This window comes from Anaerococcus prevotii DSM 20548, from assembly GCF_000024105.1.
GTDB lineage: Bacteria > Bacillota > Clostridia > Tissierellales > Peptoniphilaceae > Anaerococcus > Anaerococcus prevotii.
On sequence record NC_013171.1, the window covers coordinates 908,894 to 921,346 of the forward strand.

The following is a 12,453-nucleotide window of genomic DNA, read 5'->3' on the forward strand; positions in this document are numbered from 1 at the left end:
AAAGAATGAAAGTTAAAGAACTCATTGAATTTTTAGAACAATCTGATGAAGAAAGCTCAATTGAGCTAGACAACGTTAACTATTTAGAAAATTATGGATACGAATATTACGATATAGAAAAAATATACTTTGAAAAAAGAAAATATGATAATGCTGTAGTTTTTAGCCTTAAAAAGGGGGATTGGGTTAGATGAATTTTGGAGAATTACAAGGGTTGGTTTTGAAATGGGCAGATGATAAGGATTTGCTACATTCTAAAAATGCTGAAAAACAATTCATGAAGTTTATAGAAGAGGTGTTTGAGTTTAAGACGGAATTTGATAATTGGGCCTTTTTAAGAGAGATGTGCGGTTTTGTCACAGACGAAGAACTAATGTATATGGGATCTAAAAGGCTCACTGTTTATAGCAAGCTTGAAATGGGAGATATCTTTGTAACTTTGATTATCCTTTGTAATCAGATTGGGATTGACCCTGTGGAGTGTCTTTCTATGGCGTATGAAAAAATAAGCAAAAGGACTGGAAAGACTATAAATGGGCAATTTATCAAGAGTGAGGATTTATAACCTTAGGAGGTGTTTATGTTGAACGTTGAGAATTTAAGGCAAGAACGCGAGAAAGCTTTTGATGTTTGGTTTGATAGATGGTGGGCAAGAGAGGACTTGGAACACCAGATTAAAATATCGAATTACCAAGGATATACTGGTTATATTTTAGTTTTAGACAATTATAGCGAGTATGAACAAAGTAGGATGTCTAAGGATAGATTTTTGTTGAAATTACAAGAGATGTTGCCGAATTTTCGTGTGGAATATAAATACTCAAAAAACTTTTTGACAAAAAGAGAATATATATACGGGATAAGGATTAAGTGGTAATAAGGAGGATCTAAAAGATGAATGAAAAGAGGGGAGAAAGGATTTGTATCTAGTGGCAGATAGGGTTGTATATGTTGTTTTCAAATTTGTTTGTAATTCTTTTAAGGTCGATAAGATATTTGATGATGTAGCAGACGCCAAAATTTATATTGGCAAGAAGGGCAAGAATGAAGATTGCATGTATCATTTCGAGCCAGTTACAGTAGAGCCTAAGGGATGTTTGTATGAGCTTTAAAAAGTAGGGGTGTTATGGAAATATTATTTATGTTTGCATGGATTATGGTTTTGTTATTGTTGTAAGGAGGTGGTTATGATGGATTTTGAGAAGTTAAGGTCAGAGAATAAGAAGAAGGAAAGAATCTTTATTGCTAAGTCAAGACTTAGAACCTATGGGAAGGATCTGGTGATTAAGGAAGGCGTTGAGGCCAAGATATCTATATTAGAGGATAGTTTATCAATAGGTGCCTCATGGTCCTCTCCTGATGCTACTAAGGGTGGAGGTAGCAAGCAGGAGGATAAGATGGTAGATGTCTTTGATGATATTGATAAGCTTAAGCGTACTCTTCTGCAGATTGATTTAGATACTAGGGCAATTGCTTTTGCCATTAAGGGACTTTCTAAAGAGGAAATGTTTATCGTCAAGAATATGTGGATGGCAGAGACTAGAACGGAGGCTATGAGCTTTCAAGAGGTAGCGGATAGGCTACATTATAGCAAGAGTACAGTTAGAAGAATGAGTGATAAAGCGTTGCTTTACATATATAAGAGGCTGTATTTAATTGAGGGTCCTGATGTAGATGTTAGGTAGGCTGGCACGATTTTGGCACGATTCTGGCACATTTGAAGCCTTTATATATGGTATTATAGTAGTGTGTTTAATTGGGGAACACCTCTATTTTATTTGTTTTCCATAAAATGGCAGGCTATAGGGCTTGCCTTTTTGTGTATGTAAAGCTTTTATCTAAGCTGCCATGTACTCCTATGATTTTTTTGTTTAAAGGTAATTTTCTTTTTTATAGCTTATATATTGCGTTGAGTTGTCATTTGCTTGCGTATACATGGTGGCTTAGATAAGGGTTTTATAGGAGGTATATATGAAAGACAAAGAAATGAATATTGTATATAAAAACGTAGATGAGTTAATCCCTTACGTTAATAATCCGAGGGATAATGCTGGAGCAGTGGATGCCGTGGCTAGTTCTATTAAGAACTTTGGATTTAAAGTGCCTATAGTGATTGATAAGGGCAATGAGATTGTTACTGGCCATACTAGGTTACTTGCAGCTAAAAAACTTGATATGGATAAAGTTCCTGTTATTATAGCGGATGATTTGAGCGAGGCGAAGGTTAAGGCTTTTAGGCTTGCTGATAATAAGGTCGGGGAACTTGCTGAATGGGATTGGTCTTTACTTGATACTGAGTTTGAAGAATTAAAAGAGATGGACCTAGACTTTGATATGGAAGAGTTTGGGTTTATAGATAACGATGTGATAGATATGTCGTACATAAACGAACTAGACGAGAATGGGTTGTCTATGACTAAAGGGAAAAATGACCACTTCACAATGTCTTTTGTGTTCCCTGTTGAAAAAGAAGAACTTATTCATGAATATATAGAGGAAGTTAGTAAAGATAAAATAGTAGAAGATATTATATTAGCAGCGGAGGGGTTAAAGGATGCCTAATTGCGGAAGTCAAGTTTTTTTGTGTGATTTACCTGTACGATTTGATACATATGTGGGCTGTACACATGGGTGTCAATATTGTTTTGCGACTAAAAAACAGGATGGGTTTTATAACAATATAAAAAAAGGCGAAAGTGTAGACACTCTTAAAAAGTTTATAGAAGGTGAAAGAACTATAGAAACTAACTGGTGTGATTGGGATATACCCTTACATATTGGGGGAATGAGTGACCCCTTACAGCCTATTGAGCGTAAAACTGGATATACTTATGAGTGTCTTGAATTATTGGCTAAAACTCAATATCCTTTTGTAATGTCTACTAAAGGGAGATTACTCGGTGATGATAAATATATAGAAGTATTAAGCAGATGTAACTGTGTTATACAGGTGTCAATGGCTTGTGGCAGTTACGATGAAATAGAAAAAGGGTGCCCAACTTTTAAAGAAAGATTAGAAATAGTAAGTAAAATTTCTCCTAGAGTAAAAAGAGTTATTATAAGAATACAACCTTATATGAGGGAGTTTAAAGCCGAAATAATTAATAATTTAAAGTTATTTAAAGAGGCTGGTGCATACGGGGTGATAATCGAAGGAATGAAATTTAATAAAAAGAAACCTGGATTAGTAAAAGTGGGCACCGACTTTACATATGCACTAGATGATATAAGGAATGATATATTAGAAATAAAAAAAGGATGCCACAGATTAGGTTTAAGGTGTTTTAGCGGTGAGAATAGGACTAGAGCATTAGGCGATAATTTATGTTGCTGTAGTATCGAAAACCTTGAAGGATTTAAAGAGAATACTTTTAACCTAAATCATATAATAAATGGAAAGAAGCCTGAATATACAGAAAACATGACTAAAAAGGGGACAGGAAGAGTTTTTACGGCTTTATATCAAAACACTATAAACGGAAAAAGATTGAAAAACGAAAGTTTTGTAGGGGAAATGATAAATACTGCTAAAAATAAACAAGACTTTATAGCGGAGATATTTGGGAAGAAAGGAAAATAAATGTTTGAAAAAGTGAACCCTATGCACCCTGATAAGATAGCTGATAGGATAGCAGGGGCAATAGTTGATTTAGGATATAAAATTGAAGATGAACCTAAAATAGCGGCAGAGGTTTCAGTTGGACACGGGGTATGCAATATTATTATTGAATCTTCGTGTTTTTTTGATTTTGGAGATATACAGAAAATAGTCAAGAGAATAGCTGGTATAGAAGATGTGGAGATTATCCATGCTAGACAAGATAAGTACCTAGCTGAAAATCAAGTAGGGAAAGTTAGATGTGGAGATAATGGGATTTTTAAAGGTAGCCCTATAACAGATGAGCAGGAAAAACTAACATCTATAGCTAAAGAAATCTATAAAGAGTATGGGGCTGATGGCAAATATATTTTGGATGATGATAGACTCATTATTTGTCAATCAAAGGCTAAGACTGAAAGGCTACAAAGAAGATTTCCAACTGCTGATATCAACCCTATAGGGGATTGGTCGGGAGGCCTTGATGTGGATACAGGTTGCACTAATAGAAAATTAGGGTCAGACATGGGAGATGGTGTTACTGGTGGAGGTCTACATGGTAAAGACTTATCCAAGGCGGATGTATCAGTAAACATTTACGCTCATTTAAAGGCACAAGAGACAGGTGAAGAAGTGAAGCTATCGTGTGCTATTGGAGATGAAACAATCGATGGTAGACCCTATGAGGAGATAGTTCATATTGCTAGAAATTATATTGATGTCATTGGAGGTTTTGAGAAGTTCGCTGAATGGGGACTGATTAGGTAGGTGATTAGTTGGCTAAGGGTAAGTACCAAGAATGGCTTGAGAAGGACAATTTAATAAAAATAGAGGCTTGGGCTAGGGATGGACTTACTGATGAGCAAATATCTAAGAATATGGGGATTGCTTATTCAACTTTAAGAGTTTGGAGGGATAAGTATCCGCCAATTTCGGCAGCCTTAAAAAGAGGGAAAGAAGTAGTTGATTTTGAGGTGGAAAATCAATTGTTAAAAAGAGCCCTTGGCTATAATTATGATGAAGTTAAGACGGTTCAAAAAATGGTTGATGGTAAGAAACATGTTGAAAAAACAGTGATTACTAAGCATGTTATCCCAGACACCACAGCTCAGATTTTTTGGCTTAAAAATAGGAAGCCTGATGTATGGATGGATAGGAAGGCCAAAGAAGTTGAAGGCAAGCCTAATCAAGGCTTGGAAAGATATTTCGAATTGTTAGACGATAGGCTATTAAAAGATGAGTAATATCGATAAAGTTTATACTAAAAAACAACAAGAAATATATAGGGATGTAGGTTCTAAAGATTGGTTTATACTAATTCTCCATGGAGCTAAGAGATCTGGTAAGACTCAATTAAATAATGATTTGTTTCTTAGGGAGCTTATCAGAGTTAAAAAGATTGCTAATATGGAGAAGGTGGATAAGCCTCAATATATTTTAGCTGGCTTTTCTAAGTCTACTATTTATCAAAACGTGCTTATAGAATTGTCTTCTAAGTATGGGATAGATTTCAAATTCGATAAGCTAGGCAATTTTACTATGCTAGGTGTTTATGTAGTCCAAGTTGGCCATGGTAAGATTGACGGATTAGGTCGTATACGTGGTATGACTTCATACGGTGCTTATGTGAATGAGGCCTCACTTGCTAATGAGCTGGTTTTTGATGAAATAAGGTCTAGATGTTCAGGTAAGGGGGCAAGAATTATTTGTGATACTAACCCCGACAATCCCGAGCATTGGCTGAAAAAAGAGTACATCGATAATCCAACGGATAGGATTTTATCTTATAAGTTTACTATTTTCGACAATACCTTTCTTGATAAGAGATATTTACAATCGACTATTGACACTACACCTGATGGGATGTTTACCGAGCGAAACATATACGGGAATTGGGTTAGTGGCGAAGGTGTTGTATATAAAGGCTTTGACCCTAAGAGACATTATGTCAAGAGCTTAGATGGTATTAGATTTAGTAGTTACATAGCTGGTGTGGACTGGGGATATGGACACTACGGATCTATTGTAGTATTTGGCATATCTAATGACGGTAAGTATTACATGATAGAAGAGCATGCTGAGCAGTATCAAGAAATAGATTTTTGGGTAGCTGTAGCGAAAGATATAGCTAATAGATATAAGGGCATAGTCTTTTATTGTGATTCGGCAAGGGTGGAACATATAGACAGGTTTAGTCGTGAGGGACTTGTTGCATATATGGCAGACAAGGCGGTTATTCCTGGAATAGAGGCGGTGTCTATTTTATATAAGACGGACAAGCTTTTTATATATGAGTATATAGCCAAGAGGTTTAAGGAAGAGATTTATTCTTATGTATGGGCTACTAATTACAGGTCAGATGAAGTCAAGAAGGAGTTTGACGATGTAATGGACTCCATGAGATATGCTTTATATAGTTATGAACAAGGTTTGGGAAGTATTAAGACCATGGATAGAAGTGTTTTAGGATTGTAGGAGAGTTATGGCAAAGTCAGAAAGTTATATTACAGAGTATATGGAAAAGCCTAAGAGGATATGTTTACCGATAGATACGGAGTTAACTCCTGAGCTTATAGATACTTTGATAGAGATTAAAAATAAAGATAATGAGAGGTTTACGACCTTACAGAAATACTATGAGGGATGGGCTAAGATATTAGATAGGGAGAAGAATCCTGAAAAGTCTAATAATAAGATAGTTTTAGCTTATCCTGCTTATATTGTAGATATATTACAGGGGATGGCGGTAGGTAGGCCAGTAACTTATGCTATTGCAGAAGAAGATAGGGATAAGTTCAGACCTATTCAAGAAATATTAGACAATAATCAAGAGCAAGACGAGAATACAGCTCTAGCAAAGATGAGTGGTATTAATGGTCTAGGCTATGAAATTAATTACATTGACGAGGAAGGAAATTACTGTTTTAACGAGCTTTTACCCCAAAATGTTATTATGGTTTGGGACGATAAGATAAAGCCTGAGCCATGGATGGCCATTTATGTTAGGGATACTATTAATCTAGATAATCTTACATCAGATGAAAAGCAACAAGCGGCCACTGTATATACAGCTGATAAGATTTACGAGTACGAACCTGGAAAGAATGGTTTTGTGCTAGTAGATAAGTATGAGAATGTATTACATAAGTTTCCTATTATAGAGTGGGCCAATAATGATGAGTATATAGGAGATTTTGAAAGAGAGTTATCTCTTATAGATCAGATGAATTTATTATTTTCCGATAATTCTAATGGATTTGAAGAAAATATCAATGCCCTTTTAGTTTTATGGGGAATGGTAAATACTACTTACAAGGATTATAAGAGGCTTAGAGAGGAAGGCGTTCTACTAGCTAGTAATGGTACAGGAACGGGGACTAAGCAAGATGCTAAGTTCTTGACTAAAGATATTAATGATACGGCATTTGAGAATTTCAAGAAGGATTTAGACGAGGCTATCCATAAGTTTTCTAAGGCTCCTAATGTTACGGACGAGAAGTTTTCTGGGGTAGCCTCTGGAGAAAGTCAAAAATATAAGGTCTTTACTACTGATCAGATTATAGAACTTAAAAAGCGTAAGTATCATACAGCTTTAACAAAGCGTATGGAGCTTATTTGTGAGTATTTAAGAATTAAGCAAGGCATGGATATTAATTATAAAGATATAAGTATCAATTTCCAAGATAATAAGCCTTACGATGAATTGAAGAATGCTCAGACAGTTAAACAGTTAATAGATGCAGGGGCAAGTAGACAATACGCCTTTTCTAAGCTAAAAGGTATAGATGATTTAGCCGAGGAGCTTGAAAGGCAAAGGCAGGAAAAAGATATGTATAGTGATTTGTTTACGGATAGTAAGAAGGATTTGATGTATGGCCAAGATGATATGGGAGATAATGCTAAAGAAGTACGAGAGGCTCCTGAAAGCGAAAGAGAAGAAGATATACGCTAACTATAAACAATCCTATAGGCAATTAGACAAGGATGTTAGAGAGATACTAAGTGAGCTTGAAAGTATAGAGGGTCAGCTTAATTTAGATGATTGGCATAGGCAACTACTACACCATAAGACAGGTGTTCTTATGAGTGAACTTTATACGAAAAATCATATACTTTTATCTTCTACATTTGATGAAATAGTAGACACTACCAAAAATAACTCTCTAAAAGCTTTTAAGGGGCATGAAAGACTTGTAGCTATAGCTAAACCTATAAACAATACTAATATCGTTAATAAGTCGATTGCGGGCCTAAATTGGGCGGATAGGATGAAGCATTCTTCTAACGTACTTAGATATGACTTTATAAGGATAACGGCTGGGGGAATTGAACAAGGAGATTCTTATAGCAAGATAGCGAATAAGCTAGCAGATAGATACATGATAGATGTAGGAAAGGCTAATACCTTAGCAAGGACTGAGGGTCATAGGATTTTTGAAACTACGAAATACGAAACTATGGCATCAGTAAATGAAGAAGTTAAGCTATTAAAGACCTGGCATAGTGTGCATGATGAAAAAGTAAGGAGTTCTCATAGTTCTTTAGATGGCACACAGATTGCTTTTGATGATTATTTCATATCTCCTAGCGGCTCTAAGGCTTTAAGACCAGGAGAATTTGGAGACCCAGAGGAAGATATTCATTGTAGATGTTATCTATCTTATGAGCTGAAAGGAAAGTAAATGTATTTATTGCAGATTATTTTGATTGTAGCAAAGATTTTTGGTTTTATAAAAGCACCATGGTTATTGGTTTTATTGCCTTTATGGCTTGTTATAGGATTTTTTGCTATCGTTTATTATATAGGTAATCGTGATCATAGAGAGTTTATAGATTGATAATCTATGAAATTAGGAAATAAAGGAGTAAAAATGGATAGTTATAAATTTCAAAAAGCATGTAAAGAATGGCTAATTAAGTATTACGTAGAAAACTTTAATAAAAGTTTAGGTATTGAAGATATATATATAGTTTGGTCTTGCAAGACTTTACAAAATAACAAGATATTAATGTCTACAAATCTTTTAGATGGTATATATGTAGAAGCTACACAAAATGGAGATAAACAAGAAACTTATTTTGATATCTATACTAAACAAGCAAATATCAAAGTAGTTAATGAAATATTAATGTATTAATCGTGAGTTAATCGTGTGAAAAAGTAATTAAAACAAGTAAATATCAATAATTTAATCGTGCGTTAATCGTGCGATTTTTTATTGTCTTTGACTGGTTAGACGTTAAAGAAGCTAGGGATTATATGGTTGACGAACCTTAAACGGGAGGTTATATGAAAGATTTATTAATTGCGGATATTGACTTGCAAAGACTATCTGAAAGCGAAGATACAGCTAGCGAGGAACAAGTCCAAGATGAGGCACAAGAAGAAGTTGATCAAGAAGAAAAAACATACAGCCAAGAGGAATATGACAAGGCTATAGAAAAAGCAACCGAGGGCTATGTTAGTCAGGAAAAGGTGCAAGAGATAATAGATAAGACTATAGCTAAAGAGCGTAAGAAGGCTGAGGACGCTGAACGTTTGTCCAAGTTATCTGAAAGCGAGAGAGCTAAGGAGCAAGCTAAGCTAGATAAGGAAGAAATCGAAGGACTTAGAGCAAAGTTAGCACGTAGAGACCTTGAAGATGACACAAAGAAAGAATTACAAGACCAAGATTTAGATATGGATTTTATGGAGTTTGTAATTGATGAAGATGCTGAAAAGACCTTAGAGAGAATACAAAGGTTTAAAGTGCTATTTGATAAGGCAGTAAATGCAGGAGTTGAAAAGCGAGTAGTAGGCAGGAGTCCTAAAGGGTCGGACATGACGACAGCTAAGAAAGAAAAGAAGCAGAATATGGGAGATTATGCCCAAACTAAAAGAATTATTTAAGGGAGGAATTTATGGCTAAACTAGAAACTAAAGCAACATTTGATCCAGAGAATGTTTTGTTATCTGATGCAAAAACTGGGGATGTACCAGAAGAAAGCGGAGAGATTATTATTAAGGAGGTTGTAGATACATCACTTGTAAGCAAACTAGGTAAGTATGAGCCTATGACAAAGCTTAAGAAGAAATTTACTTACTTAGCAGAAGGACCAGGAGCTTATTGGGTAAATGAAGGGGAGAAAATTCAAACTGATAAGGCTAAATGGCTAGAAATTACAATGGAAGCTCACAAGCTTGGTGTTATTATTCCTGTATCTAAGGAGTTCTTGAAATATACAGTCAGTGATTTCTTTAAAACAATTAAGCCTAAAATAGCAGAATCATTTCAAGCTAAATTTGACAATTCAGTCCTATTTGGTACTGATTCACCATTCCCTAAAGGCATATCTGTGGCAGAAAGAGCTACTACCGCTGGCAATGTAGTAAGTCAATCTGATAATCCATACGTTGACATTAACGATATGATGGCACTAATTGAGGATGCTGACCTAGAGCCACAGGCGATTGCTACTACTAGAAGCTACAATAAAGACCTTAGAGGTGCTTTAGATGGTAGAAATCTACCAATATTTAATGGGCCTAGAGAAGGTGTTACGGCTGAAGCATTAGGTTTGCCAATTGCTTATGGAAATAGAAAGGCATGGGATAAGAAACAAGCGGTTGCCTTTGTAGGAGACTTTGATAATTTATTTTATGGTATTCCACAAGGTTTGGAATATGCAATTTCAGAAGACGCTACTTTAACTACTATAGTTGGTGAGGACGGAGGTCCAATCAATCTATTTGAAAGAGATTTGTTGGCGTTAAAGGTTACTATGTACGCTGCTTTCTTAACTGTAAAAGACGATGCTTTTGCACTACTAAAGCCTAAGACAGAAGAAAAGCCAGCACAATAAGGAGGCTTGAATGAAGGCTATTAAGCCAAGTGGTGAGCTAGTAGAGGTTACACAAAAGACTTATGATTTATTATATAAAGCTAGGGGCTGGAAATTAGTTAAAGAAAGTACTAATCTAGACAAACTAAAGAAAAGCGAATTACAGAAGATAGCTGGTAATAAAGGGATAAGTTATAAGTCGGACACCACTAAAGAGGAACTAATAAAATTGATCGATGGATAAGAAAGGGGCGTTAGATTATGGATTTAACACCTGATTATAAGTGGGAAAGAGATTTAGATAATGAATTAGTCAATGAAGAATCCGCTAATAATAATATAGAGGCTGAATTTGAAAGACTTAGACCTTTATATAAAGAGTGGATAGAAGATTATTGTAATGTTACTTTTGAAGATAATAAACTACCTGGGCCAGTAGCGTTGGCCCTTGATGAGTTAGTGAAGAATGACCCTAAGCAATATAACATACAGTCTGAAAAACTATCGGATATGTCTGTAACTTATGGAACTGCAAGCGGAGGCTCTGCAGGGGCTGGAGCTATACCTGCGTATATCATGGCGTGGTTAGAACCTTATAGACGTATGAATAATCTTGAAAAAGATAGAAGACCTTACGATGACGGTCGTAGATAAGAATAATGTACCTGACCTACTAGCTAGGCTTAGAGAGCTTGAATCTTATAGTGTGGCTGTAGGGATTCTTTCAAAGGCAGGTGGGCAAATGCTTATGATTGCAAATGTTCATGAATTTGGCTGTTCTATACCTGTAACTAAGAAGATGAGAGGATTTTTAGCCTATAACTATAATGTGCATCTACGTAAAGATACAAAGGAAATAAAGATACCCGAGAGATCTTACGTAAGGACAAGTTATGATAGTAAGAGTGGGGAGGTTGGCAGTAGTGGAGATGAACTAATAACAAGGGTAGTAAACGGTGATATGTCTGCAAAGAGTTTCTATGAAATTTTAGGGCAAACATGTGCCGATACTATCAGAGATTATCTAATCAACGATGTAAAATCTCCTCCTTTATCTAGCATGACAATAGAACATAAGGGTTCTAGTAATCCACTAGTAGATACAGGTCAATTGGCGGCAGCAATTAGTTATGAAGTAAGGGGTAGATGATGAGTTTATTTAATTTTAAAGCCTTAGTAAGAAAGTATAAGACAGGTAGGGTTTTAGCCCAGATTAGGGAGCCTGATAGGTACGATGAAGATAATGGCCTAGCTATTAAGGGAAAGCATAAGGTTTTACAGTTATCTAACTTTGCGATAGTCCCTTTATCTAACAACGAATTAGCTAATGACGAGGGAGGTATATATTCCCGTGATGATCGTAAGCTTTATAGTTATGTGGCCATGGAAAAAGGTACAGACATTTGCAATATACAGAATAATGGCAGTAAAAAATTTTATAAAATTATGGAAGTAAGGGACTATTCGGATTTTGACGAAGGTCTTTTTATTTACGTATTAAAAAGATGTGATAGAAATGATGATGACAATTAGAGAGTCGATTGTTAAGGGTCTAAAAGAATATACAGGATTAAAGGTTATAGATACTGACAGCAATATTAGAAGGCCTGCTTATCCTTATTTTAGCTTTAAATTTACAAGCCTTTTACAAAATGATAAGGGTAGGGGAAATGAATATTTTGATTTTCCCCCTTCTTTAGATAAAAGGTTTAAGTATGACCATAGAGAAACACTATCTACTCAACCCTATTATGTGATAAGTTTTAATGCTTATAGCGAAGATATAATTGAGAGTCAAAGATCTATACAGAAGGCCTGGGATTGGTTTAGGCATGCTGGATACTATAAATTGTGGGAAAAGAATTTTGTAGTGGTAGATGTGGGAGATATTACGGATAGAACGGTTTTTAAAGATGTATCATTTGAATATCGATATGGATTTGACTTAAGGATTAGATACTTACACGAAATCGACAGAAGGACGGAAACAATTGAAACATATAAGATTAACAAGGGAAAGGATTTTTAGAATA

Annotated in this window: 20 protein-coding genes; all 20 read left to right on the plus strand. The window is 35.3% G+C overall.

Annotated elements, in window-relative coordinates:
• The first annotated feature begins 5 nt into the window (after positions 1–5).
• The 20 genes from APRE_RS04240 (at position 6) to APRE_RS04335 (ending at position 12,449) form a co-directional block, all read left to right on the plus strand.
• Entirely contained in the window at positions 6–194 is a 189-nt protein-coding gene (locus APRE_RS04240; protein ID WP_015777756.1) for a hypothetical protein, read from the plus strand.
• A complete protein-coding gene (locus APRE_RS04245; protein ID WP_015777757.1) occupies positions 191–565 on the plus strand; it encodes a MazG-like family protein in 375 nt (124 codons plus the stop codon). Before APRE_RS04240 ends, APRE_RS04245 begins: the two co-directional genes overlap by 4 nt.
• Before the next feature lie 15 nt (positions 566–580).
• Positions 581–877, plus strand: coding sequence for a hypothetical protein (locus APRE_RS04250; RefSeq protein WP_015777758.1), 297 nt, complete (start codon positions 581–583; stop codon positions 875–877).
• Positions 878–920: 43 nt separating this feature from the next.
• Positions 921–1,112 carry a hypothetical protein gene (locus tag APRE_RS04255; RefSeq protein ID WP_015777759.1) on the plus strand — a complete coding sequence of 64 codons (192 nt, stop codon included), beginning with the start codon at positions 921–923 and terminating at the stop codon, positions 1,110–1,112.
• A 75-nt stretch (positions 1,113–1,187) separates the two neighbouring features.
• Positions 1,188–1,685, plus strand: a complete 498-nt coding sequence (locus APRE_RS04260) for a helix-turn-helix domain-containing protein (RefSeq protein WP_015777760.1) — start codon at positions 1,188–1,190, stop codon at positions 1,683–1,685.
• Positions 1,686–1,971: 286 nt separating this feature from the next.
• Positions 1,972–2,562: a ParB N-terminal domain-containing protein gene (locus APRE_RS04265; protein ID WP_015777761.1), complete on the plus strand. Its 591-nt coding sequence runs from the start codon at positions 1,972–1,974 to the stop codon at positions 2,560–2,562.
• Entirely contained in the window at positions 2,555–3,580 is a 1,026-nt protein-coding gene (locus APRE_RS04270) for a radical SAM family protein (RefSeq protein WP_015777762.1), read from the plus strand. The genes APRE_RS04265 and APRE_RS04270 overlap by 8 nt, the downstream gene beginning before the upstream one ends.
• The gene (locus APRE_RS04275) at positions 3,581–4,366 is read left to right on the plus strand and encodes an S-adenosylmethionine synthetase N-terminal domain-containing protein (RefSeq protein ID WP_015777763.1); all 786 of its coding nucleotides are present in this window, start codon (positions 3,581–3,583) and stop codon (positions 4,364–4,366) included.
• Positions 4,367–4,374: 8 nt separating this feature from the next.
• A complete protein-coding gene (locus APRE_RS04280) occupies positions 4,375–4,842 on the plus strand; it encodes a hypothetical protein (RefSeq protein ID WP_015777764.1) in 468 nt (155 codons plus the stop codon).
• Positions 4,835–6,073, plus strand: coding sequence for a PBSX family phage terminase large subunit (locus APRE_RS04285; RefSeq protein ID WP_015777765.1), 1,239 nt, complete (start codon positions 4,835–4,837; stop codon positions 6,071–6,073). The genes APRE_RS04280 and APRE_RS04285 overlap by 8 nt, the downstream gene beginning before the upstream one ends.
• Positions 6,074–6,080: 7 nt before the next feature.
• On the plus strand, positions 6,081–7,550 hold the full coding sequence (locus tag APRE_RS04290; RefSeq protein ID WP_015777766.1) for a phage portal protein: 1,470 nt from the start codon (positions 6,081–6,083) through the stop codon (positions 7,548–7,550).
• 130 nt (positions 7,551–7,680) lie between these two features.
• Positions 7,681–8,280, plus strand: a complete 600-nt coding sequence (locus APRE_RS04295) for a phage minor head protein (protein WP_169302045.1) — start codon at positions 7,681–7,683, stop codon at positions 8,278–8,280.
• A gap of 189 nt (positions 8,281–8,469) precedes the next feature.
• Positions 8,470–8,736 (plus strand): DUF6275 family protein, encoded by a 267-nt coding sequence (locus tag APRE_RS04300; protein ID WP_015777769.1) that lies wholly within the window; start codon positions 8,470–8,472, stop codon positions 8,734–8,736.
• 152 nt (positions 8,737–8,888) lie between these two features.
• A complete protein-coding gene (locus APRE_RS04305) occupies positions 8,889–9,488 on the plus strand; it encodes a DUF4355 domain-containing protein (protein ID WP_015777770.1) in 600 nt (199 codons plus the stop codon).
• Between the two features lie 11 nt (positions 9,489–9,499).
• Positions 9,500–10,441 carry a phage major capsid protein gene (locus tag APRE_RS04310; protein WP_015777771.1) on the plus strand — a complete coding sequence of 314 codons (942 nt, stop codon included), beginning with the start codon at positions 9,500–9,502 and terminating at the stop codon, positions 10,439–10,441.
• Between the two features lie 10 nt (positions 10,442–10,451).
• The gene (locus tag APRE_RS04315) at positions 10,452–10,664 is read left to right on the plus strand and encodes a hypothetical protein (RefSeq protein WP_015777772.1); all 213 of its coding nucleotides are present in this window, start codon (positions 10,452–10,454) and stop codon (positions 10,662–10,664) included.
• Between the two features lie 17 nt (positions 10,665–10,681).
• Positions 10,682–11,074, plus strand: a complete 393-nt coding sequence (locus APRE_RS04320; protein WP_015777773.1) for a head-tail connector protein — start codon at positions 10,682–10,684, stop codon at positions 11,072–11,074.
• The gene (locus APRE_RS04325; RefSeq protein WP_245941911.1) at positions 11,034–11,570 is read left to right on the plus strand and encodes a phage virion morphogenesis protein; all 537 of its coding nucleotides are present in this window, start codon (positions 11,034–11,036) and stop codon (positions 11,568–11,570) included. Before APRE_RS04320 ends, APRE_RS04325 begins: the two co-directional genes overlap by 41 nt.
• A complete protein-coding gene (locus APRE_RS04330) occupies positions 11,570–11,953 on the plus strand; it encodes a hypothetical protein (RefSeq protein ID WP_041449699.1) in 384 nt (127 codons plus the stop codon). The genes APRE_RS04325 and APRE_RS04330 overlap by 1 nt, the downstream gene beginning before the upstream one ends.
• On the plus strand, positions 11,943–12,449 hold the full coding sequence (locus APRE_RS04335) for a phage neck terminator protein (RefSeq protein ID WP_015777776.1): 507 nt from the start codon (positions 11,943–11,945) through the stop codon (positions 12,447–12,449). The genes APRE_RS04330 and APRE_RS04335 overlap by 11 nt, the downstream gene beginning before the upstream one ends.
• Positions 12,450–12,453: the final 4 nt, after the last annotated feature.

Bases quoted from the DNA above. Each gene is read 5' to 3' on its own strand.
- APRE_RS04265 (WP_015777761.1), top strand. From the start codon at position 1,972: ATGAAAGACAAAGAAATGAATATTGTATATAAAAACGTAGATGAGTTA.
- APRE_RS04310 (WP_015777771.1), top strand. From the start codon at position 9,500: ATGGCTAAACTAGAAACTAAAGCAACATTTGATCCAGAGAATGTTTTG.
- APRE_RS04305 (WP_015777770.1), top strand. From the start codon at position 8,889: ATGAAAGATTTATTAATTGCGGATATTGACTTGCAAAGACTATCTGAA.
- APRE_RS04285 (WP_015777765.1), top strand. From the start codon at position 4,835: ATGAGTAATATCGATAAAGTTTATACTAAAAAACAACAAGAAATATAT.
- APRE_RS04335 (WP_015777776.1), top strand. From the start codon at position 11,943: ATGACAATTAGAGAGTCGATTGTTAAGGGTCTAAAAGAATATACAGGA.
- APRE_RS04315 (WP_015777772.1), top strand. From the start codon at position 10,452: ATGAAGGCTATTAAGCCAAGTGGTGAGCTAGTAGAGGTTACACAAAAG.
- APRE_RS04250 (WP_015777758.1), top strand. From the start codon at position 581: ATGTTGAACGTTGAGAATTTAAGGCAAGAACGCGAGAAAGCTTTTGAT.
- APRE_RS04260 (WP_015777760.1), top strand. From the start codon at position 1,188: ATGATGGATTTTGAGAAGTTAAGGTCAGAGAATAAGAAGAAGGAAAGA.
- APRE_RS04300 (WP_015777769.1), top strand. From the start codon at position 8,470: ATGGATAGTTATAAATTTCAAAAAGCATGTAAAGAATGGCTAATTAAG.
- APRE_RS04290 (WP_015777766.1), top strand. From the start codon at position 6,081: ATGGCAAAGTCAGAAAGTTATATTACAGAGTATATGGAAAAGCCTAAG.
- APRE_RS04240 (WP_015777756.1), top strand. From the start codon at position 6: ATGAAAGTTAAAGAACTCATTGAATTTTTAGAACAATCTGATGAAGAA.
- APRE_RS04275 (WP_015777763.1), top strand. From the start codon at position 3,581: ATGTTTGAAAAAGTGAACCCTATGCACCCTGATAAGATAGCTGATAGG.
- APRE_RS04320 (WP_015777773.1), top strand. From the start codon at position 10,682: ATGGATTTAACACCTGATTATAAGTGGGAAAGAGATTTAGATAATGAA.
- APRE_RS04245 (WP_015777757.1), top strand. From the start codon at position 191: ATGAATTTTGGAGAATTACAAGGGTTGGTTTTGAAATGGGCAGATGAT.
- APRE_RS04330 (WP_041449699.1), top strand. From the start codon at position 11,570: ATGAGTTTATTTAATTTTAAAGCCTTAGTAAGAAAGTATAAGACAGGT.
- APRE_RS04295 (WP_169302045.1), top strand. From the start codon at position 7,681: ATGAGTGAACTTTATACGAAAAATCATATACTTTTATCTTCTACATTT.
- APRE_RS04270 (WP_015777762.1), top strand. From the start codon at position 2,555: ATGCCTAATTGCGGAAGTCAAGTTTTTTTGTGTGATTTACCTGTACGA.